The sequence below is a fragment of the Paenibacillus favisporus genome (assembly GCF_040545415.1).
Classification (GTDB): Bacteria; Bacillota; Bacilli; order Paenibacillales; family Paenibacillaceae; genus Paenibacillus_AQ; species Paenibacillus_AQ favisporus.
In genome coordinates this window covers 228,686-254,344 of sequence record NZ_JBEPLV010000004.1, presented here as the reverse complement: position 1 = coordinate 254,344, position 25,659 = coordinate 228,686, and the positions used below count along the sequence as shown (strand labels likewise).

Below are 25,659 nucleotides of genomic sequence, written 5' to 3'. Positions count from 1 at the left end.
CCATTATTCGTACCGGGACAGCAGTTCAGCGAGTTTTTCGCGGATCAGACCGACCAGTGCCTGAGGCTCTTTCACGGTCACATTCGTTCCCAAGCCGATAAAAAATTGGGCGTAAAACGAAAGGTCATGCTCCGGAATCATTCCGTCCACCCAGCCGGTCCCATCCTCGCGGATATGCAGCTTGGACTCCAGCCACAATTCTCCCTCACACCGTTCCACGCCTTCCGGGGTCAGTTCCGCATAGCAGCGAAGCTCCGCCGAGTCCTCCCCGTGAAACGACTTCCGATTCCCAAGATGCACATGGCTGAGGTCGACCGCTTCAAGGCCGGTTGTATCCTCGGCAGCATCCGTAATCCGGTCGCAGCGGAACAGGCGGAAGTCCTTCCGCTGGAAGCAGTACGCCGGGCAGTACCACAGTCCCTGGCTGGCATAGATGCCGATCGGCTGGATCTGCCGAACCGAGCTGCTGCCGCGGGATTCGTAAACGATGCGCAGCACCTTCTGGTTCACGGCCCCGTCCAGCAGTACGGACAAATGGGGTGCACCCGCCCGCCTGGACGGGGTAATAAAGTCGACCCGGTTCTTCATCCGGTCGATCCGGTCGCGCACATCCCCGGGCATGTAGTGGTAGAATTTCTGGAGCGCGGACGAGCTCTCCGTCTCAAACGGGATATGGACATAATGCCGGAGACCGTGCACCGCGAAAAAAATCGCCACCGCCTCCTCCTCCGTAAAGGCAATCGGGGGCAGGATCCGTTCCTTCAGTACCTGGTAGCCGCCATGCGGCCCCACTTCCGAATACAAAGGGACGCCGAGCTCGCTAAGCTCCTGCAGGTCCCTTAGGATCGTCCGGGTGGACACCCCGAATTCGTCGGCCAGCTCCTTGACTTTGAAGCGGCGCATCCGGTTAATCGTCATCATCAGGTCGAGCAGTCTTTTGGATTTGGACATGTCGGCACTCCCGTTACTGGATTTTGCGTTACACACCATCGAAAACAAATATGGTCGGTGACAAACCTTGTCATTATTATAAACGACTATAGGAGTCGGCCCAAAACATCGGCACAGCCCTGATTCCTCGCAACCAGCCAGGATCAAAGAGAGGCTATCCTTTTTTCCGTTATATTAGTGTTATATTTTGTAACATATTACTGTGCAACAGCGGAGGACAGGGGTACTAGGCAGCTAATAAAGTGAAACATGTCTTTTTTCAATCCGAAAGTCACGTCGCTAACCGGCATAAACCTGATTTCCCGCTTGAAATCAATGAAGATTCCCTTGCTTAATGTAACCTTTTATAACAGGCAACGCTTACAAGTCTGAAATTTAGTATTGATTATTTGCAGACCATCCACTATGATAATGGCAACAGGCAGGAGATAAAAGTTAAAGCACTTTAACTTTATAGATTATAACCCGCTATTATATATAAATATTTAGGGTTTAATTTGTCCCATAAGTTAAAGCGTTTAAACTTTTATAAACTTTGTGAGAAAGGTTGATGCACCCGTGACCCATCGCGAAAGCAGGCGGCAGACGCTGTACATGTATCTGTTTATTTCCCCCTGGCTCATCGGCTTTCTGGTTTTTGCCCTGTATCCCATCTTGTCCTCGCTTTATTACAGCTTCACGGACTACGACATCATTCACCCGCCCCAATTTATCGGCCTGTCCAATTATGCAGAGATGTTCGGCAATGATCTGTTCTGGAAATCCGTCACCGTGACGCTGAGGTATACGCTCATCAGTGTGCCGATCCAGCTGCTGCTGGCCCTTGGTTTCGCCCTGCTGCTGAACCAGAAGATCCCGCTGCGCGGATTTTTCCGGACCGCGATGTATTTCCCGAGCATGGTATCCGGCGTGGCGATGTCGCTGCTCTGGTACTGGATTTTCAACCCGCAGATCGGGCTGTTCAACTACATGCTCTCCTGGTTCGGCATCAAAGGTCCGTCCTGGCTCATGAACCCGGACACGGCTCTATACGCCTTGATGATCATGTCCTTCTGGACGGCGGGCTCGGGCATGATCCTCTTTCTGGCGGGACTGCAGGGCGTTCCGGCGAGCCTCGTGGAAGCCGCCAAGCTGGACGGGGCGGGACGCTTCAAAGTTTTTCTCCATGTCACCCTGCCGATGATCTCGCCTGTACTGCTGTTCCAGCTGATTATGGGCATGATCGATTCCTTCCAGGTGTTTACCCAGGCTTTTGTCATGACCCAGGGCGGCCCGAACTACTCTACCTGGTTCTATGTCTACAACCTGTACACCAGCGCCTTTAAAGAGTACCGCGCCGGCTATTCCTCCGCCTTGGCCTGGGTGCTGCTCGTCGTCGTCATGCTTTTTACCGCGCTCGTGATGAAGCTGTCGAACCGATACGTTCACTACGAAGGAGGCAAACGCTAGATGAGTACCCTTCCGGCCACCGGCCCGCACGCGGACAACGCCGTCCCCAAGCGGCGGCGCAGCACTGACCCCGTAGGCATTGTCAGCTTTATCGCGCTGGTCGTTACCACCTTTCTGATGCTGCTGCCCCTGTTCTTCATGGTATCGACGTCGCTGAAGTCGAAGAAGGAAATGCTGAAGTTTCCGCCGACCTTCCTGCCGGAAAGCTGGCAGTGGAGCAATTATAAGGAGATTTTCGATACACTCTCCTTCGGCACGATGTACATGAACAGCCTGATTATCGGCGTTCTTACCGTCATCGGAACGCTGCTCTCCTCGGCGCTCGCGGCCTACGGCTTTGCCAGATACCGCGGCAAGGGGAGCAACACGTGGTTCCTGCTCATGCTGAGCACGATGATGCTGCCCTACCCGGCCATCATGATTCCCCAGTTCATCCTCTTCTCGAAGCTGAACTGGATCGACACGTTCCTGCCGCTGATCGTCCCGGCGTTCTTCGGCTCAGCGTACAACATCTTCCTGCTGCGCCAATTCTTCTCGACGCTCCCTGAAGAGCTGTTCGACGCCGGGCGCATCGACGGCTGCAGCGAGTTTCGCATGTGGCGCCAAATCGCCCTCCCGCTTTCGGGACCGGCGCTCGCCACCGTAGCGATCTTCGCCTTCATCTACAGCTGGAACGATCTGCTGACGCCGGTGCTGTACCTGAGCTCCACCGAGAAATTCACGCTGCCGGTCGGTATGGCATCCCTGACGTCATCCCGCTTCCGGATTCCGCCGTGGCACCTGCTGATGGTCGCCTCCGTGCTGGCCATGCTGCCGATCGTGACGCTGTTCGCTATAGCCCAGAAGCGGTTCGTCGAGGGCATCGTGCTCACCGGGATCAAGTAATGGCACGGATCTATTGGAAGACCCGTCGTCCCGGCGGTTATCCTCAAGTGCCATCCGGGACGACGTCGAGGCCGGCATGCTGCAAGAACCTTCCCCACAGACTAGCAAGCCGGCTTTTACTTCAACAAGTTCAGACAGCAGCAGCACCCATTACATGAAGGCAATGGAGGTATCGGTTCATGAACAAGAACAGGAAAAGATCAGGTTTTGCCCTTCTTTTGACGACGCTAATGCTGGTTGCCGCCGCGCTGTCCGGCTGCAGCGGCGGCAAATCGGCGGGCGATGTGGTTTCCGGAGGCGAGAGCTCCGCAGGGGGCGATAAAGGCGGCACAGTGACGATTACCCACTACACGATCGACTCGGAGGACCGCACGTTCGTCGAGAAACTGATTCCCGACTTTGAAGCAAAGCACCCGAATATTAAGGTCAAGGTCGAAAAGGCGCCTTACGAGCAGTTTGACAGCAAGCTGCAGACGCTGATCGCCGGCGGCAAGTCCCCGGACGTCACCAGCCATTACGGCTACGGCGGATTTGCCGAATATTACAACAAGGATATGCTGCTGGATCTGACGGACATCATCCAGGAGGACGGCTTCAAGGCGGGGGATTACGGCATTCCGGACAACCTGATGAGCATCTACAAGGTAAAGGACCGTACTTACGGCATTCCGGTCAATATGTATGTCACGCTGATGCTCTACAACAAGGATATGTTCGACGCGGCGAAGGTGCCTTATCCGCCAAGCGATTATGAGGACAAGAGCTGGACGTTCGATAAAATGGTCGAAGACGCCAAGAAGATGACCGTTATTTCGGACGACATCGCCAAAACCCAGTACGGCGTGGACTTTACCTGGGCTGAGCGCGATAACCGCCCTCTCTACTTCGGCGCCGAGCCTTATTCGGAAGACACCTGGACCAACGGCGGCGTTCCTTCCGCTACCCATTTCGATTCGCCGGAAGTGATGGCGGCCTACAACAAGCTGTTCGGTTTGATTTTCAAAGAGAAGGTCTCCCCGACGACCGAGTGGAGCAAAAGCGTCGCCGGTCAGAACGGTGATCCCTTCGTCGCCGGCAAAATCGGCATGTCCGTCGGTGGTTCGTGGAACCTGGCCGGGGCCAACGATTTTCCATTCAAAGTGGGCGTAGCGGCCGTGCCTTGGGGCGGCAACGACAAGGTTCGCAGCACGCTGTACGTCGATCCGCTCATGATCCTGAAAGGTTCCAAGCATCCGAAGGAAGCTTTTGAATGGATCAAGTATCTGGTCACCGCCGACGTGCAGGAGAAATCCATCGAGCTCAGCGGAGGCAATCCGCCGGTGAACACGCAGGCAGCAGAAGCTTATTACCAACATTTTGAGGGCGTCGACCCGCAGGATATTAAGAACGTATACGAAGGCGCCATTAAATACGGCTTTGAGTCCTATAACCACCTGATCACGAACTACTCGCAAATCAACGACATGTTCATTAACGAGATGCAGCCGATCGAGAGCGGGCACAAGACGGTGGAAGAGGTCATGCCGACGATCCAGAAGAAGCTGCAGGATATTATCAAGCGGTAAACGGAGAGTTTGTGGAACATGAATAGAGAAATTTCCCCTTCCATCGTAAAAATGTCCTCCTCGGTGGGGCGTGCCATAATTTTATAATGTAGATATTCGATTCAATTCGTTATACCTTTTTACGGCGTATCGGCGATCGGATGCCGTCCTCTGCAGGGCGGTATCCGTTTTATGCCATCCCATGCTTCGCGGACAGACTTCCGTCCATGTATACTAGGGATAAGTTTATAGGTTCGGAAAAATCTGCCCAAGGAGAAATGAGAGATGAAAGTAAGTATTTTTGACGTTGCCAAAAAATCAGGACTGTCCGTCGTAACGGTATCCCGTGTGTTGAACGGGGCCGAAACCGTCCGGGAAAAAAACCGGCAGAAAGTGCTCGATGCGATCAAAGAGCTGGGATACCACCCGAACGCCGCCGCCCGGAGCCTTGCCCGCGGGAAAACCGGCATCATTGGCCTTATCGTAACGACCTTGCAGGATTCCTTCTTCGATGCCGTTGTCAAAGAGCTGAACGAAGTGTTCGCGCTTCACGGCTACTACCTGGCCATTTCGGTATCGACGGGCATCGATTCGGACGAGAGCCATTACCTGATTCAGGAGGACCGGGTGGACGGGCTCATTCTGCTCTCCCCCATGGAAGAAGACAACTATATCGTGGAATTAAAAAAACGCGGCATTCCATACGTACTGATCGACAATCAGAAGCCGGAAAACGACAATTTCTCGGTGACGATCGACAACTTCAAGGGCGGCTATGCGGCAGCAAGCCATCTGCTTGATAACGGATATACGTCCATTGCCCATTTGTGCGGACAGGAAATGTTCCGAAGTACCCGGGAGAGACGCGACGGATTTATGCAGGCGCTGTCCGGGCGGGGGCTTGCCCCCTTTGAAATCGTAAACGGAGACTTTGAAATCGGGTTCGGCTATGAAACGGCCGTACGGTGGCTGAAGGAAGGGCAGCTTCCGCAAGCGGTCTTCGCCGGCGACGACAATATCGCCCTCGGCGTGGTGAACGCGCTGATGGAAGCGGGCGTTCAGGTGCCCGGCCAGGTAGCCGTCGTTGGCTATGACGACCAGACAATATCCTCCCAGCTTCATCCGTATCTGACGACGGTACGCCAGCCGGCAGACCGGATCGGCATCGCCGCAGCCGACATGCTGCTGAAGCGGATCGACGGTACGATGAAGCGCGGAGCCAACTTGAAAATCGATCCGGAGCTCATCGTCCGGGAGTCGTCCGTTCCTGGGCGTCGAGCCTGACTTTAATTACCCGGCTCCGGATCATCATGTAATGCAAAAGCATGAATTGATCATATAGGAGTGACGACTATTGGCTTATTATTTGGGAATCGACGGGGGAGGAACCAAAACCTATGCCCTGCTCACCGACGAACAGGGGCAAGTGCTCGGCAAAGGCCAGAGCGGCAACGGGAATCACCAGATTGACGCCGCCGTGGCCGCCGAGAGCATCCGGAGCGCCGCTTTCGGCGCCATCGCCGACGCCGGGCTGCAGCTCGCGGACATCCGCCACACCTTCTTCGGCCTGGCGGGAGCCGACCGTGAGCCGGATTACCGGATCCTGCATCCCATGATCCGAAATATGGGCTTCACGGATTATTCGGTCGACTGTGATACCGTCATCGGCCTCCGGGCCGGGACGAAGCGGCCGTACGGGGTCGCCCTCATCTGCGGCACGGGCACCAATGCTGCCGGCCGGAATCCGCAAGGCGAGCATGTACAGTGCGGCGGCTTCGATTACATGTACGGCGATTTTGGCGGAGGCGGAGCTTTGAACATCGAGGTGTTCCGCTCCGTCATCCGCGCCTGGGACGGACGCGAGCAGCCGACGCAGCTGACGGAACTGCTGTTGTCCCTGCTGGGCTACGATACCGTCGGTGAGATGTTCGACGATTTCTACGACAACCAGCGCAGCGTGCCCGTAGACGCCGCACGCCTGCTGTTTGCAGCTGCTGCCGGCCAGGATGCGGTGGCGCTGGAAATTTTGAACCGCCAGGGCGTGGAGCTCGGCAAATCGGCCGCTGCCGTCATCCGCAGGCTCGGTATGGAGAACGAGGCCTTTGATGTGGTGCTTGCCGGCAGCCTGCTGACGCGGGGTGACCGCGGTTGGATCCGCGGCCCGATAGAGCAGGCCGTTCGAGCCGTTGCACCAGCGGCCTCGGTCGTAACGCTCGCGACGGAGCCGGTCGTCGGCGCCGTGTGGGCGGCCATGGAGGCGGACGGTCTAACGATTCCGGAACAGGTCTACGAGCAGATGCGGCTGTTTCGCGATTTTGAACATATACACCAAATTACCCGATAGGAGTGAAGGATCATGACTTCAAAACAGGGGTTGAAAATAGCAGTGATCGGCGGGGGCTCCTCATATACGCCAGAGCTGGTCGAAGGGTTTATCCTGCATCATCGTGAGCTTCCGGTCCGCGAGCTGTGGCTCGTCGATATCGAGCCAGGTCTCCGGAAGCTGAACATCGTCGGCAGCCTGGCGAAGCGGATGGTCGAGAAGTCCGGACTGCCGATCGAAGTGCATCTGACCACCGACCGCCGCAAAGCGATCGAAGGCGCCGACTTCGTCAGCACCCAAATGCGCGTAGGCATGCTGGACGCCCGGGGACGCGACGAATCGATCCCGCTCAAGTACGGGGTCATCGGTCAGGAAACGACCGGCCCCGGCGGCATGATGAAGGCGCTGCGCACGATCCCGGTCCTGCTCGATATTTGCCGGGATATGGAGGAGCTGGCGCCAAACGCCTGGCTGCTTAACTTTACCAATCCGGCCGGCATGGTCACCGAAGCCATCTTGAAGTATTCCAACGTCCGCAGCATCGGGTTATGCAACGCGCCCATCGGCCTGATCAAGCAAACTTCCGCCAAATACCAGGTCGCTCCTGACCGGGTCTACGCTGAGTTTGTGGGTCTGAATCATCTTCACTGGGTCACCCGCGTCGATGTCGAGGGCGAAGACAAACTCGATGAACTGCTCGCCGATACCGCCGGCTACAGCGCTTCGAACGTACCGGCCCGCGAATGGAATCTCGAGTTCCTGCAGTCGCTGCGTGCCCTGCCCTCCTATTATTTAAAATATTTTTACATGACGGACGCGATGCTGGAGGAGCAGCTCGAGTCCTTCCATCAGGGCATCAACCGCGCCGAGGTCGTGAAGCGGGTCGAAGAGGAGCTGTTTGAGCTGTACAGCGACCCGGATCTGAAAGAGAAGCCAAAGCAGCTGGAGCAGCGCGGCGGCGCCTTCTACTCCGAAGCCGCCGTCAACCTGATGCGGTCGCTCTATAACGGCACCAATGACATTCAGACGCTGAACGTGGCCAACCGCGGGACGCTGCCGTTCCTGCCCGAGGATGCCAGCATTGAGGTCAACTGCGTCGTAACGAAGAACGGGCCGCTCCCGCTGCCTGTGACGCGCATCCCGCGGATGGCCGTCGGCCTGATTCAGGCCGTCAAAACCTATGAGCAGCTCGCCATCGACGCTGCGGTCACCGGTGACCGCGGGCTGGCGATCCAAGCGCTGGCCCATCACCCGCTTGTGCCGTCGGTTGAAGTAGCCATCAAGATGCTGGATGAGATGCTGGAGGCCAACAAAGAATACTTGCCGCAGTTTTTCGGGAAAACACCGGCTCATCCCTGAGGCTGAGGGATGGTCTCACGGGATGAGCGGATGATCGTGACGCCTGTCTAAGAAAGCGCCCTTTTCCCTTTCCCCGAAAATAAATGCAGATTGGCAGAACTCCCGCTGCAAAGCACACAAAAAAACCTTGAACGGCACGTTCCCGTTCAAGGTTTTTTCAGTTCGCGCCCGCATCAGCCGCCTCTACGCTGCGCAGGCCGCTAGCCCAGCGGCCAGGTGGCCTGCCTCCCGGCCGGGCCACCCGCGGCGTCCCCGGCGTCACAGCCCTGCCGAGGCGTCCGTCGAGCCGGCTTGGCTGGCACGCGTGTGCCGGCGCACCAGCAGCACGTAGCACAGCACGGCGCCGACGTCCGCGCAGGCGATGACGATGCCCATCGGCAGGGCCGAGGTGCTGCCTCCGATGCCCACGAGCGGGCTGACGATCCCTCCGAAGATGTAGGAGAGCAGTCCGAGCAGCGCCGAGGCGCTGCCTGCCGAGCGGCCGTAATCCTGCAGAGCCAGCGAGGAACCTGCGGTTCCGACGATGCCGACGCAGGATACGACCACGAACAGCGGCGGCAGGATCGCCGCAAGGCCTGCCCCGGCGGCGAGCAGGATCAGCAGCAGTACGCCGCCGATCGTCGCCAGGGTAATGCCGGTCACGAGCAGCTTCCTCTCGCTGACGCGTCCGGCCAACCGGCCGGTGATCTGCCCCGCGATAATGATCCCGAGTCCGTTCGTGGCGAAGATCACGCTGAACATTTGCGGGGATACCCCGTAGATTTCCTGCAGCACGAACGGCGAGCCGGAAATGTAGGCAAACATCGCGGCCGATATGAAGCCTGAGCTGAGCGCCAGGCCCATGAACTTGCCGTCGCGCAGCAGCTTGCCGAACGTCTTCACCGTGCCCAGCGTCCCGCCGCCGGAGCGGTTGCCGGGCGCCAGCGTTTCCGGCAGTCCGAGCATGACGGCCAGCAGCATGGCGACCCCGATGGCGGTCAGCACGATAAATACGCCGCGCCACGAAGTCACCTGAAGCAGCTGCCCGCCCAGGATCGGCGACAGAATCGGCGCCGCCCCGTTCACCAGCATCAGCATGGAGAAAAACTTGGTCAGCTCGCTCCCGGAATACATGTCCCGGACGATCGCTCTTGAAATGACAATGCCCGCCGAGCCGGCAATGCCCTGGATAAACCGCAGCAGAATCAGCAGCTCAATCGACGGGCTGAAGGCGCACAGCAGCGACGAAACCCCGTACACTACCATCCCGATCATCAGCGGCGTGCGGCGTCCCCTCACATCGCTGATTGGCCCCGCCAGCAGCTGGCCTACCGCAAGCCCGATGAGGCAGGACGTCAAGCTCAGCTGGGTCAGCGATGCCGTCGTGTGCATCGACTTGGCCATTTCCGGCAAAGACGGCAAATACATATCAAGCGAAAACGGACCGAAGGCCGACAGCGCCCCCAGCACAATAATCATCCAGACCCGGTTCGCGCCCGGTCCGGAAGCAGCTGCACCCGCAAAGCCACCTGCCTTCGCATCCGTCTGTGAACGTTTATTCATAAGCTCTATCTTGTTCCCCCTCTGTGTTCCCTGCTCCGATGCATGGCCTTTATAAAGTGAATTTTCTTCACTAGATAGATTGAACTAAAGTATAGAGTATCATATTTCCCCCGCAAAATGAGCGGCTTGCCTATATTTCCAAGAAGCATCATCCTCCCCCTTCAACCGTCCCCCCATACCGCTATCCCCAATTCCTTGCGCTCGGTCACCCCGCCTTTTTGGCAGCTTACGTCTACAAAGAAAAACAGCCTGGCCAAAGAAATTTGGCCACGCTGCGGCGACTTGCTTATAAGAAAAACGTTTATCGACGTACATTCTAGAAGACATACCGCGTTTAGCGGAAGTTTTTCTTGCGAGATAAGGATGTTTGCCTGGGAAGTGAATACTTTCTTATCTCCAAACATAGACACAACCCTTTAACCCTTAATCCCGGACAGCGTTACGCCCTCGATGATATACCGCTGACCGATAATATACACAATCAGCACCGGAATCAGCGCAATCGAGGCGCCGGCCATCATGAGCGTCCAGTCCGTGGAATACATGCCGCGGTACAGGTTCAGCATCATCGGGACAGTGAATTTTTCGGGAGTGTTCAGGAAAATGAGCGGATAGAAGAAGCTGTTCCACATGCCGAGGAACGTGAAAATGCCGAGCGCCGACAAAGCCGGCTTCACCAGGGGCAGCATGATCCGCGCATAAATCGTCCAGCGGTTGGCGCCGTCCACGATGGCGGCCTCCTCCATCTCCTTCGGAATGCCTCTGAAAAACTGGCGCAGCAGAAACACGCCGAAGGCGTTAAACAGCGCGGCAGGCACAATGATCGACAAATGCGAGTCGAGCCAGCCGATGCTTTTCATCATCAAGTACAGGGGAATGATCGTGACTTGCCCCGGTACCATCATCGTCGCCAGAAACAGGACGAAGAGGGGCTCCCGGAAGGGAAAGCGGATCTTGGCAAACGCGTAAGCCGCCATCGAGCAGGTGAACAGCTGCGAAGCAACGACGATGATGTTGATATAGAAGCTGTTGAAATACGCCCTTCCGAAGGGCAAAGCCGTTAACGAGGTTTTGAAGTTGGACCACACGAACGGATCGGGGATCCATTTGGGCGGCACGATAAAAACTTGGGACAGATCCTTGAGCGAGCTGAGCAGCATCCATACAAACGGCAGTGCCATAATGCACGCGCCGATCAGCAATATAATATGAAGCAGGACGGTGGACAAACGTAGTCCTCTGGTCTGCATGCGTTCTCCTCCTTATCCGGTCGATTCTAGTCCTCGTAATGGACCCAGCGTTTGGACATTTTCATTTGGAACAGCGTCAGCGCCAAGATCATGATGAACAAAATGACTGCAGTCGCCGTGCTTTTCCCGAACGTAAAGTCCACGAACGCCGAATCGTAAATGTGAAACACGATCGTATAGCTCGCTTTCGCGGGCCCGCCGGAGGTCATGACGAACGACTGGTCGAACACCTGAAACGAACCGATGATCGTCATAATCGTCACGAAAAAGGTCGTCGGAGACAGCAGCGGAACGGTTATATTGACAAACTGCTGCCATTTGCTGGCGCCGTCAATCTGTGCGGCTTCGTAATAGCTGGCGGATATGCCCTGCAGCCCGGCCAGGAACAAGACCATATTCCCGCCAAGCCCCATCCAGACGCTGAGCATGGCAATCGACGGCATTACAAACCGCGTGTCGGTCAGCCAACGGGGACCGTCGATCCCGAACCACTCCTTCAAATAAAGGTTGATCAACCCGAAATCGGCGTTAAACAGCCACATAAAGACGACGGCGACCGCCACGGACATCGTAATATTCGGCATAAAATAAATGAGTCTGTAGATCAGCTTGCCTTGTACCCGGTTCAGGCCCACCGCGATGAGCATCGCCAGAATAATGCCCGTAGGCACGGTTAACACCGTATAATACAGCGTGTTGACCACGGCGATCCGGAAATCCTCATCCTTGAACGTGTTGATGAAGTTATCCAGTCCGACAAACTGCTTCTCGCCCATCCCGTCCCATTTCATCATGCTGAGCACGAAAGCCGAAATCAGGGGAATTAAGGAGAACAGCAGCAGTCCGACCAATTGGGGAAAAATAAAGACATAGCCCCATATGCCATCCGATGTCTTGCTCGTCATAGCGGTCTTCCGTTTGTTGTCCGGCTGCAAGGCCGGCGCAGAAGCCGTTCGATCGGCCGTCTGATTCTGCATAAACATCCACCTTCCTCTTGCGAATTACGCCTTATGAAGCGCTGGCCGCCAGCCGCCGGCCGGCATGGAAAGAGGGAAGGAACGCTGCGCTGTGCCCTGCGCTCCTTCCCTCCGGACTTTCGTTATTTGCCGTTTTTATAATCGTCGATTTTTTTGTTGGCCATTTCCTGGATGTCTTTGAGCGATGCGTCCAACTCGCCGTTCTTGAGCCACAATGCCTCGAACTTGGAAGTAATATCCGTGCTCAGCCCTGGAATGCCTGCTTCGAACGGCGTCAGCGAATAACCTACCTCACGGGCATCGAGGAACAGCTGGGCATGCTCCGGCAGATTGCCTTCCAGAACGACGTCATCCACACCTTGAACGGACGGAACAGCATTACCCCCGCCTTGCAGACGGAACTTCTGGCCATCCGAGCTCAGGAATTCGGAGTAGAAGGTATAGGCGGCGTCTTTATGCTTCGATGCGCTGTTCATGACCAGGAATGCCGTCGGAATTCCGGCCGGTTCGATCTTGTTCCCGGTGTTCGTCGGCCAGGTCACGACATCGTACTCCAGGCTGGAGTTTTTCTTGAACAGCGGCAGATACCAGCGTCCGGCCCCGACAAAGCCGACTTGGTTGGACATAAACATAGCGTCACCGCCCTGTCCCTTCGGCAGCGTACCGGCAAATGTAATATTTTTCTCCTTCACGTTGTCGTACAGGAACTGGAACGCTTCCTTCGACTTTGGATCGTCGTAGCCGATGAACTTGCCATTGTCGTCGTAAACTTTGCCGCCGTTGGACGTTACCCAGCTGTAATAGCTGTTCCAGGAGTTATCCAGCACGTACCCGTACTTTTTCGAGTCGCGGATTTTCTCCACCATGCCTTTGAACGCGTCCCAGGTCCATTGACCTTTCGCCTGAAGGTCAGCCGGCATCTCCGTAATTCCCGCGTCATTCAGCACTTTCTTGTTGTACCACAGCACCATCGGATTGCAGTCGACCGGCACGCCGTAGATTTTGCCGTCACGCTTGGCCGCGCCCCACAGCCCTTCGAAGTAGTCGTCCGGTTTGATTTTGCTGTCTGCCGCCGTCATTCTCGGCGTCATTTCCTCAATGCTTTTGTTCTCAATCAGTTTCACAACGAAGCCATCGCCGGCATAAAACACGTCAGGAGCGGTTCCTCCCGTCAGCTGTGTCAAAATTTTCTGGTCGTATTCCCCCGGAATCGGAATCAGCTCCGCCTCAATGTCGGGATGCCTCTTGTTGAAATCCTTCGTAAACTCCTGGAAGCGGGTCAGCTCTCCGGGATTCCCCCAGGTCGCCCATTTAATCTTGACCTTCTCCCCGCTGCCTTTGCCGTCTTCCGCCACCGCTCCCTGGTTATCACCGCTGCCGCCACCCGATCCGCATGCCTGCAGCACAACCGACGCCAACAATACCACCGCTAGCAAGGACTTTCTGAGCTTCTTCATTTCTTTACTCCCCCATTCAAAAGAGTAGTCATCGGATTAGCACCTTGGTGTGAAAACGCTTACGTGATTATTATAAAACGGCGCCCTTCGCCTTTTGAACGGCACATATTTCCGAAATCGTGTCATGTTTTCCTGTGTTTTGGACACCTCACCTGCGCGGCATGCCCTGGAATTCCGCCGGCGTCAGTCCGACGACCTTTTTGAACTGCTTGCTGAAATGCTTGGTATCATTGAAGCCGGACATCTCCGCGACCTCATATACCTTCAGCGTTGGATTTTGCAGAAGCTCCTTGGCCCGGTTCACCCGCAGCGTAATCAAGTAATCGATGAAATTGTGTCCGGTGACCCGCTTGAACATTTCACTGAAGTAGTTGCGGCTGACGCACACCTTGTCGGCAACCTGCTGCAGAGAGATCGACTCTGTAAAATGCTCCGAAATATACTCGACCGCCTGCTGGACGATCCGTTGGTGCAGCGATTTATCCGGAGGCGGACAATCCGCAGGGAGGGGCAGCGGCATCACGGCAACCGCCGGATCTGCGCTATTTTTTTCCTTGTACTGCTCCAGAATACGGTGATCCTCCTTCTCCTTTTGCAGGCTGTGGCGCATTTCGTACAGCACCGTTTTCAGCGATTCCGCACTCAGCATCGGCTTTAAAATATAGTCAAAGGCACCCAGCCGGATCCCCTCACGGACGTACTCGAAGTCACTGTGGCAGCTGAGCAGGAGCACCTTGACCCAAGGACAGATTTCCCTCGTCCTGCGCGCCAGCTCAAGCCCATCCATGACCGGCATAGCAATATCGGTAATCAGAATGTCGATCTCCTTGCTCTCGACCCATTTCATCGCCCGCTGGCCATTGGAGGCTTCTCCCACCAGCTCGAATCCGTTGACTTCCCATTCAAAAGTAGACCGAATCCCCATTCTTGCGATGGCTTCATCATCAACCAACAGCACTTTGTACATCCTGATCCCCCTTTAAATTTGAAAAAGTAATCGTGACCTCCGTCCCCTGCATGAGCTCGCTGGTCACGCTGACCCCGTATCCGCTGCCGTAATACAGCCGAATCGTTTGGTGCACATGGCGCAGCCCGATGTTGGTCATCCCCCGGTGATGATGGGCACGCTCGTCGGCGAAGATGTGGGCCAGCCGCTCTTCGCTCATACCTACGCCGTCGTCGGCGATGCTGACGATGATCTCCTCCCCCTCTTGCCGCGCGCGGATCTCAATCGTGCCCGGTTCGTCTTTGGGAGCGATGCCGTGGAAGACCGCGTTCTCCACGATCGGCTGCAGCAGCATGCGCGGAATCGGAATTTGCTTCAGCTCATCGGGACAATCGATAAGCAGGGTGATGGCATTGTCATACCGGTACCCTTGAATGACCATATATTTCTGCAGCAGGTCCAGCTCCTCGCCTAACTGGATAAAGACGCCGCTGCGCCCCATACTGACCTCGAGCAGCTGGACGAGCGAGGTGACGGCCTGGTCGACATCGTTCGTACGGTTCAGCTTGGCCAGCCAGCGGATCGAATTCAGCGTGTTATACAGAAAATGCGGATTGATCTGGTATCGAAGCGCCCGGATTTCGGCCTTCTTCTTCTCGGATTCCTCCTTGGCAATCCGCTCGATGAGCAGCTCGATCTGTTCGATCATCTTGTTGAAGCTGCGTCCCAGCTGGCCGATTTCGTTGCGTCCGACGTTGCGGCTGCGAATGGTCAGGTCGCCGGCTTCCCCTTTGCGCATCAAGCGGCTCAAGTTGACGAGCGGATTCCCGATTCTGCGTGTAACGTAGTAGCCCATGCCGATCGCCAGCACGATCGAGCAGAGGGTAATTAACACCGTCAGGTTGCGGATACTGGCCGAATCGGCTGTCATCTCCTCCAGCGGCACGACGCCGACGACGCGCCAGTCGTTGTCGAGCAGCTCGGGAATCATCAGCGTATTCCGCCGTCCTTCGCGCAGCTGCGTCTTCCGGGTCGGCAGCGGCAGCTTCGACGTTTGGCCGTACTCATCCGGGTCGGGATGGTAGAAATACTGATTCCGGTCGTTGACGATGTAGACGTATCCCGTATCGCCGAATTGAACGCGGTTCAGCTCATCGATCAGCACGTTCCCCATCACTTCGACAAACATGACGCCGATAATTTCGCCGGTCTCCCAGCTCCGGATGGCCCTGCCGAGACCAAACACCGGGAAGCCCATCCCGGTCTTCTTCAGGTATGAGGTTTCGGAGAGCCCAAACCATACGGTATTGCCGTTCGCCTTCAAAATGGCTTTGTACCAGTCGGAATCCCACTGATTCGGGATCGACATGAGGGAGTCTGCGCTGAGCACCGAGTTTTTGCCTTTGACATCAAAAATATAAATATCGAGAATTTCCGGTGAATTGATCATAATCGAGGTCAGCATATCTTTACCGTCCTTCACCTTGAGCGTCGTTTCATAGGCGTTGTCGCCCTGCCTTTGCTCCAAAATGTTGTGGACGATTTTGCTGTTTAATACCATCATCGAGGAGTCATCCAGTTTCTTGAAAAACATGTTCAGCTTGTCGCTGACCTGCACGATCGTTAGCGCGGCCACCTTGCTGACCTGCTGTTCAACGATCAAGGACGATTTGTGGTAGGACAAAAAACCTCCTATAAGGACAGGAAGAGTCATCCCGAAGAAAAAGAAGAGGAATAGCTGCACGACAATCGAATGTAGCGGGGGAAAGCGCGTGAGGAGCCAGGATCTCATATGCGAATCACCCTCTTTTTCCAAGTGTGAATTTCGTAATGTTATTGTATATACGAATGATTGCGCTTTCAAAGTCTTGTTGCATAAATTCCGAACAAAGCACGAAAGATCAGAAGAAAAGCCCTATCGACGTAAACTCATGATAGCTGAACCGCGTTTAGCGGCATCCTCAGACCAGGCATCTGCCCAGTCCGGGGATGGCCGAAGCGCCTTTTATCGGCATCCGGCTGCCTTTCTACAACCTCAGCTCGGCTAACGTTTCATACCAGCGGGTGAGGACGGCCTCGGGCTCCTTAAAGTCGACCTGTATGCCCGACCTAATGTCCGCATACGCGGCCACGTCCGCTCGTACGGATAGGATGTCCGCCTCAAAGCGCTCCCGCGGATGCTTGGCTGCGGGAAGCACCGGCAGAAGTCTCAGCGCAAGCTTTACGTAATAGGCCTTACCGGAGTAGACCAGAACGAGCGTCGCTTTTCCCGTACGAATCATGTTTCGGGTCGTCGCGGTTCCGTTCCACATGGCCAGCCGGACCTGCCCCCGGTCCAGGGCGACGATCTCGCCTACACTGATCATGGCCGTATGCGGCCAGCCCTCCTCCGTTACGGTCATCAGCATCATCGCCTCATGCTGCTTCGTGATCAGCTCCCTGCCGTCCAGCAGCTCGTACAGCTCGTCCGGAAGTTCCGCCGTCTCCATGTATTTCATTGACTGACACCTCCTTTCTTCCCTGTAGTTCTCCTATTGTACTCTATGAAACAAACGATGGCTGTATAAAAAGAAACAACGTAAGCTCAGGTGATCCCGATGGTTTGGCCCCGCTTTCCTGTACAAAACAAAAAGCAGCCCGGCCAAACGAATTTGACCAAGCTGCTCTAATTTACGGCGAAATCCTTAAGGTAAGTACCCCAGCTCCACTTCCTGCAGAACGCTTCTTGCGCGCTGCACCCACTCGTCCTCCAGATGTGCGTCCGGATCGAGCGGTGCCTGAAACTGGTCGAATAAGGCGCCGAGCAGATGGGGCATGGCATGCTTGTCAGTTCCCGTGTTGTATACGTATTTGAATACGAAAGGACGTCCCAGCTTAACGGTCGCCCGGCAGCCGCCGCATTCGCCGTCCAGGTTGCCTTTGGTTACATGAAAAGGGATCCGCAGCCACACCATTCTTTCCTGGTCAAGGCGCTTATCCAGATAGCCGTGCTTATAATCCCAGTTACCGGCCAGCGAAAAATCATGCTTGCATAGGTAGCTGTCAATATTGACGAATTCGTCTTCCACATTTTCGAGTCTGGACTCCAGATTGATCATTCCTGCATCCTCCTGTCGGTTTACCTTCAGGATGAGCAGGAATATCTTTCTTTATACTTCAGCGGCTGCCGTCCGGCGGGATTGGACTAATTAGACCGGCTTAACCGATTCCGCCTTGACCAAAGTCACATAAATCCGCTCATTTTCGACCGGCTTGCCTTCAATGATTTTGATCAGCTGCTCGGATGCGAGCGAACCCCACTTCTTCTTGGAATAACCGATCGTCGCAAGCCTTGGGCGGATGTACTCGGACAGCTCGATATTATCGAAACCGATGATATGGATGTCCTTGCCCATCTCCAAATCCGTTTCAGATATATAGTCATACATGCCGATCGCCATCTCATCATTCAGGCAAAAGACCGCCACCGGACCTTCGAATTCCGCGGCAATCTGTTTGCCGGCCCGCTCTCCGCCCGTGCGGTTAAAGTCACCGGGAATTTCAATGCATTCCACGTCGCTGCTTCGTTCGACCGTTTGTCTGACCGCAGCCATACGCTGCTTCGAGTCGTAAGAGCCCTCGGGACCGGTAACCACGTAAATTTTCCGGTGTCCCAAGTCGATCAGATACTCCATCGCCAGGCTGGCCCCGGCTTTGTTATCAAGAAGAACGTGATTGATATTCGGATGCTTCAGCTCCCGGTCCAGCACCACCAGCCGGTGCCCTAGCTCGGCAAAGTTCAGCAGCTGCTCGTCCGAGAACGTGTGGTCGAGGATCAGCGCCCCGTCAAACAGCTTCTCGGCCAGCAGCCGGTGCGACTGGGGGCCGCTGCATACCACCAGATCGTATCCTTTTTGAATCAGCGTGCCCTTCATTCCCTGAAGCAGATCTCCGTAGAAACCGCCGCTAAAATCCGGCAGAAAGGCCCCGATAATTTTCGACTCCTTTTTCTTCAGGCTTCGTGCCGCCGCATTGGGTACATAATTCAGTTCTTTGGCGATGGCCAAAATCCGGGCGCAGGTCTCATCCGTCACCTTCGGGCTTCCGTTCAGCGCGTAGGATACCGTTGATATGGATACGCCGGCTTTTTTGGCGATATCTTTAATGCTGGCCACGGCTTCTCACTCCAATCGTTTGGCTTATCATTTCATTTTATCATTCTGTTTGAATCGTTTCGACACCGGTGCCCCTTTCCCCTGCACAACAGCGTTTTCATACAGGCTGAAATTCATTTCTACCAAAGGCGCTGATCTGTTCTTGAAAAAGAAAAGGACCGCCCGGGCAGCAGATTTGCTGTCCCAGGCCGGCCCCTCATTTATACCGCTTCACAAAGGCAGAATGCCGATCGTGGGCAGTCCTCACCGCATGGACGGCAGCAGGTCCCTCTTTTGAGATGGATCCCTGCGTCCTTTTTCAAATTACTTCTTGGCGTTGTACTCGACCGTAACCTCAAGGCTTGCCTTGTTCCCTGCCAGGTCGGCTGCTTCCAGCACAATCCGGTTTTTCCCGCTGGCCAAGGTCAGCTTATGATTGAACTTGCCGTTCACGACTTTTATGGTAGAAGGCTTTCCGCCATTTAAGGAAACGCTGATCGTGGAATCCTGCAGAGGCTCGTTAACGCGGCCGGAGAGCACATAGTTCCGGTTATTTTGCGGTTTGCCTTTGTCGTCCACCGTGATGACCGGTGCTGCCGTATCCGGGCTGCCGGCGATATCGCCAAGAACAATGCCGAGGCCGTTGGTCGCCAAATATACGCGGCCGTAAACCCTTGGATCCCCGGTGATCGCCGAGTTGGCCGAACCGAACTGGTGCTGGTCGTCATTGATGCGTGTCCACGTCTTGCCTGCGTCATCGGAGCGGTAAATGCCGTCCACATTGTTGATAATGGCATGGGCATACAGCGCCATGTATTTCTGGCCGGGAGCGGCTTTGCCGAAACCGATGGCCGCCGCTTCCTGAATCTGTCCCAGCTTCGTAAACGTCCGGCCCGAATCCGTGGAATGCCATAATCCAAAAAGGCTGTCCTGGTTCTTGTTATCCGCGGCAGCGGCGACCCAGATGTCTCCTTCCACGCCAGGTACGGCTTTGAAGTTACTTGTCAGGTTGGTCGGCAGGCCCGCGGCTGCCTTGACGAAGGAGGCTCCTCCGTCCTGGCTGACATAGAACGTGCCATCCGCAATCGCGTAAAACTTATTCGGATTCACCCGGTCCGAGGCTACTCTCGCGCCGCTTGGAACCCCGGACGAGGCCGTCCACGTGGCGCCCAGGTCGCGCGAATAGCTCACCGGCTTCGGAGCGGCCGAGTTGGACGGGCTCCAGACGATGGAAGATCCGTCTGCACCGACCGCGACATAGCCGCCCTGCGTAGCATCGTCGGATGCCGACGCCCAGGCGTTGGCCGCCGGCTTCCACGTCTTGCCGTTATCCGTGGACACGCCCATCCTCGGGTTCGCCCCGTCGCTGTTCCCGACGCGGACGACGATGTCCGGGTTCAGTTCGGCATAGTCGATATCCGTGCTTGTCCCGATATACGGATTCGTAATCATGGACGGGGCCTTGGTCAAATCGTCGTGGCGGAAGCCGCCGATATCCCCCATTGCGCTCAGCAGATGGGCCCCACTCGGCGGGCTGATCAAGCCGAGAATCGCCGTCTCTTCGATCCCGTCAGCCATAACGGAGATATTGACGTTTTCTCCTTTGTCCAGGGCAGTCACGTTCTCCGACCCGTACAGCGTCGCGCCCGTACCGTACATGATCCGATCCGGGTTGAACGGATCGATCTCCAGGTCGCCGATCATCCAGCCGAGCTTCGGATTCTGCTCGGGCAGATTCTTTTTCTCACCCCAATCCAGCCACGGCGACAGGGAGTAGTCAATAGTATAATTGTTCGTCCTTACCGGGTCTTTGGCGTAATCCAGCGTCCAGAACGGCTTCCACGTCTTGCCGCCGTCCGTGCTCCGGTAGATGAATTCATCCGGCCACCATTTGTTCATCGTGGCGACCATGATCGTATCCGGGTGCTGCGCATCGACGGCAAGGCCGCCGTACGGACTGTCCGTAGAACCCGCACCGGTCGGGCTGATATCGGTCCACTGTCCGGTTAACGTATCGTATTTCCACACCGAGCCTTCACCGCCGTTATACGGACCCACTTCCTTCGTGTAGGTCACGTAGAGGCTGCCGTTCTTCGAAAGCACGCCATGGTGCGGGAGGAATCCTTGGTCAGGCTGTCCCGGCACCGGCTCCCAGGTTTGACCGCCGTCGGTGCTCCGATAGATGCTGTGCTCGGTATCGGCGACTCCCACGTAAATGGTCTGGGTGGTTTTCCCTTGGCTTCCCGTCGACGGGTCAAACGTCACCCACACGACGCCGACGAGATCGTTGTAAGGGTCCTTCACGTTGCCGGCTGCAGTGAAGCTCTCAACCTTTTTCCAAGTGACTCCATAATCGGTGCTGCGCCACAGCCCATTGCCGCTGCGGGTACCCATGTAGAGGATACGGTTATTATTCGGATCGATCGCCAACCGCTCGCCCATCGACCGTCCCGGCATATTTCCCCCGAGTTTAAAAGGAAGCTCCGTGCGCTGCCACGTCTCCCCTTTATCCGTAGAGCGGAGCAGCACGCCGTTCATGTCGGTCCAGTCGTTGGTGTAGGTTCCGGCCGCTACGTACAAACGGTTCGTTTCCACCGGATCCGTCGCCAGGGTGTCCACGCCAAGCATGTTCCATTCTTTTGCACTGACAAAATCCAGCAGCTGCTTCCAGGTCTTCGTAGCCGGGTCCCAGCGGTAGGCCCCTCCGATATCCGTCCTTGCGTAGATCAGGTCCTTTTCACTCGGGTTGTAGACAATCCCCGGAACAAAACCTCCGCCGACAACCTTGACCCGGTCCCAGCTGTATGTTTGGACAGGTGCCTTGGGTCCTTTACCATTGTTCGCCTTGTCAGCGGACACCGGGCCCCCCGCACCGGCCAGCGGCAGCGCGATGGAAGCGGCGAGAACCAAGCTTAACGTTTTCTTGAACATCATTGCCCTCCTCAATCATAAATGGTTTGGTTTTTCGAAAGCGTTTTCGGTAAAATCGATGATGACTGACATGCGGATTGCTGCAAGACATAGCACTTCATGTAAGCGGTTTCCAAGGATGAGTAAATTTATTGTAAGGGCAAAGAATCCCGTAAGAATACCCTAATAATTGGATGATTTTTCATGTGAAAATTAGACATGTTCAATAAAAACAGCCCCTGGAATCAATTATCCAGGAGCTGTGATTTGCGGGCCGATGATCGGCAAGTTTACGTGAAACCCTTCTCAGCCCTTTGTTTTGCTGGAGACGTCAGCTTTGACGGCGTCCGCCTTTTTCAGCAGTTTATAGTCACCGGATTTGCCCGGCGTTCCTTGAGGCGAGTCCTTTAGCACCTGATAAATGCTGCCCTGATCACTCACCAGCTGGTTTTTGGTGTAACCCTTCGTGTCCTTCTCATCAAAAGCCGTTACGAACATAAAACCTGTTTCGGAAGAAAGCACGCTTTTGGAAGCCTGCTCCCCTTTCAACACGGACAGGACGTATACCAGGTAGCTGGCATTCTTATCCAGCTCCTGACCGTAAATATCTTTGTCGCCCGCCTGGAAAGCCGTCTCATAAGAACCCTTGTTGCCTTTATCGACTTTCTTGAAGCTGTCCGGTACTTCCTTGACGGATTTCGCCGTCATGAACGTGGTCGATCCAACCGGCACGGCGAACACCTTGTAATAATCGATGGTGCTTTCATCCGCTGCCTTCGCAAAGGTAACCTTGACCTCTTCATCCTTTATCTCCGAGGCGGTAACACGGGTCACCAGCGTCGGGTTGGACTGCAGTTTGATTTCATCGGAAGGAGTCGACAGAACATTGCCCTTGCCGTCCGGACTCATCACCGACAGGACGAAAACTCTATAAGAGGTCCCATTCGCAATAAATTCGCCATTAATATCCTTGGCATCGGAGCTTAGGGCATGCTTATAATTGCTTCCCTTCGATGCTTTCGTGAAATAGTTAATATCTGATGCCTCCGCCACTTTCAGTACTTTGGCTTTATCGGCAGGCACGACTAAAATGCGGTATTCGTACAAATTGCGCTCATCCGCCGCTTTGGTAAAGGAAACCTCCAGGTCACTGCCGTTGTTGTTGTCCCCTACGTCCGACACGCTGACATCCGTTACGGGACTTGCAGCTTTCGTGGTTAGCGTGATCGGCGCAGATGGTTCAGACAGCGCATTGGTACCGTTCGCCCCTACGGACAAAACGAACACTTTGTAGCTGACGTCATTTTTGATGACGTTATTATCTACGTCGCGGGCTCCGGCTTTCAGCTCACCGCTTAAATCGGATCCCGTTTTATCTACGACGGTATAAGCAGAGCTAGAAACCTTTTCCGCATCGGAAAGGCCGAAGAAACGGGCCGAACCCGCCTCGACGACGAGCACACGGTAGCCTTTAATGTTGCTTTCGTCCTTGGCACGATTGAAAGTCACTTGCAGATCGCGTCCATCGCCGTTATCGCCGATATCCGCCGCCTTCACATTCGTTGCCGGGTCCACCTTCACGTTGCCCGACAGTGTGATGGATGGCGAATACGAGGAGAGAGCATTCGTTCCGGCGTAGCTGCCCGTTCCTACCGACAAAATAAATACCCGATAGGAGATGCCGTTCCGGATGGCGTCCCCATCCACATCCCGCGCTCCCGAAGCGAGGGCCTTGCTAATGTTGGCACCATTCGGCGTGACTGCCGTGTAGTTCGAGCTGCGCACCGCGTTGGCGTCATTCAGGTCAAAACGTCCAGCATCCCCGTTTTTCACGACGAGAATCCGGTACTGGCTGATATATCTTTCGTCGTCGGCACGCTTAAAGTTCACGAGAAGGTCCCGGCCGTCGCCGTAGTCCGAAACGTCAGATACGCTCACGTTGCTTGCCGGTCCTACGTAGCCGTTGGTGCCCAGCGTAATCGCCGGGGAATAGGAAGACAGCGCGTTGCTGCCGTAGTAGCCGCCGGAACCGATCGACAGAACGAACACCCGGTAGCTGGTGCCATTGCGGATATAGTCGCCGTCCACGTCCCTTGCTCCGGAAGACAGCACCTTCGTAATGTTATATCCGGTTTTGTCTACTGTCGTGTAATTCGAGCTGGACACCGAGTTCGCCCAGGACAGATTAAAGCTTCCTGCCTGGTTCGACTTCACGACCATGATCCGGTAGCCGGAAATGCGGCTCTCGTCGGATGCCCGGTTAAAAGTAACCCGCAGATCGCGGCCATCGCCGTAATCGCTAATGTCGCTGACATTCACATTGCTTGCCGCATCGACATTACCGTTGCCATAAAGCACGATGGAAGAAGACGCCGAGGACAGCGCATTGCTGCCGGAATAGCTTCCCGTTCCCACGGCCATGACGAACACGCGGTATACAACGCCGTTCGCGATCAACGATCCGTCGACGTCACGCGCTCCGGAAGACAGCGCCTGGCTGATGTTATAACCGGTTTTGCCCACCTGCGTGTAATAAGCGCTCGGAACATTGTTCGCTGCCGAGAGGCTAAAGCTGCCTGCCTTGCTGTCCTTCACGACGAAAATCCGGTAAGAACCGATGCGGGATTCGTCGGACACCCTATTGAAGTTCACGCGCAAATCCCGGCCGTCGCCATAATTGCTGATGTCATCCACGCGGGTAATGACCGGTGCAGATACCGCATTGGCAGCCAGCGTAATGGACGATGAAGCCGCGGACAGCTGCGAAGTGTAGCTGCCGGTATTGCTGACGGACATCACAAACACCGTGTAAGGAACCCCATTCCGGATCAGTTCGCCGGAGGTATCCCTTGCCGAAGAAGAAAGATTGCCGGACAAGGTCGTTCCAGCCTTGTTCACCACTGTGAAGTTTGAGGATGACACCTTGTTCGCAGCCGCCAGGTCAAAGCTGTTCTTATCCTTGGTTTTGACCACATAGATGCGGTAATTCGTAATATTGTTCTCGGTTTGGGCCTTGGTAAAGCTGACGGACAGGTCCCGGCCGTCCCCGTAGTCGCTCGCATCGGATACTTTGAGGTTGGAAACCGCTCCAACGGATGGAAGGGTCGGAGCCTGAGACAGCGTGATTGTCTGGGATACGCCGGACAGAGCGCTGTTCCCGCGTTTGCCCACGGTCAGAACAAATGCCGCATACGACTGCCCCGACCGGAGCAAATCGCCGTTCACATCCCGGGTTTGGGACGACAAGGTAATCGACACGTCATCCCCGTCCGGGCGGATCGAGGTGTAGCTGCTGGTCGAAAGCGCCTGAGCAAGATTGAAATTGTAAGCATTGCCCGATTTGACCATCAGCACCCGGTATTCGCTTACGCCGGACTCCGGCGAAACTTTCGGGAAGCTGACCTCCACATCGCGTCCATCGCCGTTTTTGGAAATGACCCGGGCCGAAACATAGGCCACGGAATTAACCGGTCCGCCGGATGTCGTGATCGTTACCGTCTTGTTAGAAGCATTCCAGTCTACCTTTTCACCCAGTGCCTCGCTGACGAACCGGACAGGCACCATCGTGCTTCCCTTGTAGATCTGGCCGGGTACATCCAGGGACAATGTCCGGTTGTTGACGATCGCAGACTTAGAGCCGATCTTCAGTACAATCGTCGTTTGATCCCGTTTCGCGGTGACGGTTTTCGTCTTCGCGTTCCAGTCGATCGTGGCGTCCAGCGCCTCAAAAATGGCTCTCATCGGGAGCATGGCCCTGCCTTTCACCATAATGGGAGCCTGGGGCGAGTACAGCTTCTGGCCGTCAATATAAATCGAGATTTGACTGGCTGCGGCCGCTGCCTGCCCCTGATTGGCGCCGAGGGCGACCGAGAAGATCATCACGGCGGCCATAAGCGTTAACCAAATTTTTTTCACAAACGCGCCTCCTTTTGC

The 25,659-nt window shown here is 55.6% G+C and carries 18 protein-coding genes; 6 read left to right on the top strand and 12 right to left on the bottom strand.

The genetic code is table 11. The features are described 5' to 3' along the window. Nucleotides 1-3: 3 nt before the first annotated feature. Nucleotides 4-951, bottom strand: a complete 948-nt coding sequence (locus tag ABID47_RS19060; protein WP_354499102.1) for a helix-turn-helix transcriptional regulator — start codon at nt 949-951, stop codon at nt 4-6. A gap of 558 nt (nt 952-1,509) precedes the next feature. Between ABID47_RS19060 and ABID47_RS19055 the strand changes: the two genes are divergently transcribed. From ABID47_RS19055 to ABID47_RS19030, 6 genes are all read left to right on the top strand, one after another. Then, nucleotides 1,510-2,400 carry a carbohydrate ABC transporter permease gene (locus ABID47_RS19055; protein WP_354499100.1) on the top strand — a complete coding sequence of 297 codons (891 nt, stop codon included), beginning with the start codon at nt 1,510-1,512 and terminating at the stop codon, nt 2,398-2,400. Beyond that, nucleotides 2,401-3,285: a carbohydrate ABC transporter permease gene (locus ABID47_RS19050; protein WP_354499098.1), complete on the top strand. Its 885-nt coding sequence runs from the start codon at nt 2,401-2,403 to the stop codon at nt 3,283-3,285. It abuts the gene before it with no gap. Nucleotides 3,286-3,464: 179 nt separating this feature from the next. Then, a complete protein-coding gene (locus ABID47_RS19045) occupies nt 3,465-4,850 on the top strand; it encodes an ABC transporter substrate-binding protein (RefSeq protein ID WP_354499096.1) in 1,386 nt (461 codons plus the stop codon). A gap of 264 nt (nt 4,851-5,114) precedes the next feature. Continuing rightward, on the top strand, nt 5,115-6,113 hold the full coding sequence (locus tag ABID47_RS19040) for a LacI family DNA-binding transcriptional regulator (protein WP_354499094.1): 999 nt from the start codon (nt 5,115-5,117) through the stop codon (nt 6,111-6,113). A gap of 70 nt (nt 6,114-6,183) precedes the next feature. Beyond that, a complete protein-coding gene (locus tag ABID47_RS19035) occupies nt 6,184-7,173 on the top strand; it encodes an N-acetylglucosamine kinase (RefSeq protein ID WP_354499092.1) in 990 nt (329 codons plus the stop codon). A 12-nt stretch (nt 7,174-7,185) separates the two neighbouring features. Continuing rightward, nucleotides 7,186-8,511, top strand: coding sequence for a 6-phospho-beta-glucosidase (locus ABID47_RS19030; protein WP_354499090.1), 1,326 nt, complete (start codon nt 7,186-7,188; stop codon nt 8,509-8,511). 258 nt (nt 8,512-8,769) lie between these two features. On the opposite strand, the gene ABID47_RS19025 is transcribed toward ABID47_RS19030, so the two are convergent. From ABID47_RS19025 to ABID47_RS18975, 11 genes are all read right to left on the bottom strand, one after another. Further along, nucleotides 8,770-9,969 (bottom strand): multidrug effflux MFS transporter, encoded by a 1,200-nt coding sequence (locus tag ABID47_RS19025; RefSeq protein WP_354499701.1) that lies wholly within the window; start codon nt 9,967-9,969, stop codon nt 8,770-8,772. A 500-nt stretch (nt 9,970-10,469) separates the two neighbouring features. After that, nucleotides 10,470-11,303 carry a carbohydrate ABC transporter permease gene (locus ABID47_RS19020; protein ID WP_076173020.1) on the bottom strand — a complete coding sequence of 278 codons (834 nt, stop codon included), beginning with the start codon at nt 11,301-11,303 and terminating at the stop codon, nt 10,470-10,472. A gap of 26 nt (nt 11,304-11,329) precedes the next feature. Continuing rightward, entirely contained in the window at nt 11,330-12,208 is an 879-nt protein-coding gene (locus ABID47_RS19015; RefSeq protein WP_076173203.1) for a carbohydrate ABC transporter permease, read from the bottom strand. 194 nt (nt 12,209-12,402) lie between these two features. Further along, on the bottom strand, nt 12,403-13,737 hold the full coding sequence (locus ABID47_RS19010) for an ABC transporter substrate-binding protein (protein ID WP_354499087.1): 1,335 nt from the start codon (nt 13,735-13,737) through the stop codon (nt 12,403-12,405). Nucleotides 13,738-13,885: 148 nt separating this feature from the next. Then, on the bottom strand, nt 13,886-14,704 hold the full coding sequence (locus tag ABID47_RS19005) for a response regulator transcription factor (RefSeq protein ID WP_076173022.1): 819 nt from the start codon (nt 14,702-14,704) through the stop codon (nt 13,886-13,888). Next, entirely contained in the window at nt 14,682-16,367 is a 1,686-nt protein-coding gene (locus ABID47_RS19000; RefSeq protein ID WP_354499085.1) for a sensor histidine kinase, read from the bottom strand. The genes ABID47_RS19005 and ABID47_RS19000 overlap by 23 nt, the downstream gene beginning before the upstream one ends. Nucleotides 16,368-16,710: 343 nt before the next feature. After that, nucleotides 16,711-17,172 carry a pyridoxamine 5'-phosphate oxidase family protein gene (locus tag ABID47_RS18995; RefSeq protein WP_105445264.1) on the bottom strand — a complete coding sequence of 154 codons (462 nt, stop codon included), beginning with the start codon at nt 17,170-17,172 and terminating at the stop codon, nt 16,711-16,713. A 195-nt stretch (nt 17,173-17,367) separates the two neighbouring features. Continuing rightward, nucleotides 17,368-17,781, bottom strand: a complete 414-nt coding sequence (locus tag ABID47_RS18990; protein ID WP_076173024.1) for a YugN-like family protein — start codon at nt 17,779-17,781, stop codon at nt 17,368-17,370. Nucleotides 17,782-17,871: 90 nt separating this feature from the next. Beyond that, nucleotides 17,872-18,837, bottom strand: a complete 966-nt coding sequence (locus tag ABID47_RS18985) for a LacI family DNA-binding transcriptional regulator (protein WP_354499083.1) — start codon at nt 18,835-18,837, stop codon at nt 17,872-17,874. A gap of 303 nt (nt 18,838-19,140) precedes the next feature. Further along, the gene (locus ABID47_RS18980; protein ID WP_354499081.1) at nt 19,141-21,747 is read right to left on the bottom strand and encodes a xyloglucanase; all 2,607 of its coding nucleotides are present in this window, start codon (nt 21,745-21,747) and stop codon (nt 19,141-19,143) included. A gap of 285 nt (nt 21,748-22,032) precedes the next feature. After that, the gene (locus ABID47_RS18975) at nt 22,033-25,641 is read right to left on the bottom strand and encodes a copper amine oxidase N-terminal domain-containing protein (RefSeq protein WP_354499079.1); all 3,609 of its coding nucleotides are present in this window, start codon (nt 25,639-25,641) and stop codon (nt 22,033-22,035) included. Nucleotides 25,642-25,659 lie beyond the last annotated feature (18 nt).

Excerpts from the sequence above, each read along its gene's own strand:
- ABID47_RS18980 (WP_354499081.1), bottom strand. The coding sequence starts at position 21,747 with ATGTTCAAGAAAACGTTAAGCTTGGTTCTCGCCGCTTCCATCGCGCTG.
- ABID47_RS18990 (WP_076173024.1), bottom strand. The coding sequence starts at position 17,781 with ATGATCAATCTGGAGTCCAGACTCGAAAATGTGGAAGACGAATTCGTC.
- ABID47_RS19010 (WP_354499087.1), bottom strand. The coding sequence starts at position 13,737 with ATGAAGAAGCTCAGAAAGTCCTTGCTAGCGGTGGTATTGTTGGCGTCG.
- ABID47_RS18995 (WP_105445264.1), bottom strand. The coding sequence starts at position 17,172 with ATGGAGACGGCGGAACTTCCGGACGAGCTGTACGAGCTGCTGGACGGC.
- ABID47_RS19040 (WP_354499094.1), top strand. The coding sequence starts at position 5,115 with ATGAAAGTAAGTATTTTTGACGTTGCCAAAAAATCAGGACTGTCCGTC.
- ABID47_RS19015 (WP_076173203.1), bottom strand. The coding sequence starts at position 12,208 with ATGACGAGCAAGACATCGGATGGCATATGGGGCTATGTCTTTATTTTT.
- ABID47_RS19025 (WP_354499701.1), bottom strand. The coding sequence starts at position 9,969 with ATGATTATTGTGCTGGGGGCGCTGTCGGCCTTCGGTCCGTTTTCGCTT.
- ABID47_RS19050 (WP_354499098.1), top strand. The coding sequence starts at position 2,401 with ATGAGTACCCTTCCGGCCACCGGCCCGCACGCGGACAACGCCGTCCCC.
- ABID47_RS19060 (WP_354499102.1), bottom strand. The coding sequence starts at position 951 with ATGTCCAAATCCAAAAGACTGCTCGACCTGATGATGACGATTAACCGG.
- ABID47_RS19005 (WP_076173022.1), bottom strand. The coding sequence starts at position 14,704 with ATGTACAAAGTGCTGTTGGTTGATGATGAAGCCATCGCAAGAATGGGG.
- ABID47_RS19045 (WP_354499096.1), top strand. The coding sequence starts at position 3,465 with ATGAACAAGAACAGGAAAAGATCAGGTTTTGCCCTTCTTTTGACGACG.
- ABID47_RS19030 (WP_354499090.1), top strand. The coding sequence starts at position 7,186 with ATGACTTCAAAACAGGGGTTGAAAATAGCAGTGATCGGCGGGGGCTCC.
- ABID47_RS19020 (WP_076173020.1), bottom strand. The coding sequence starts at position 11,303 with ATGCAGACCAGAGGACTACGTTTGTCCACCGTCCTGCTTCATATTATA.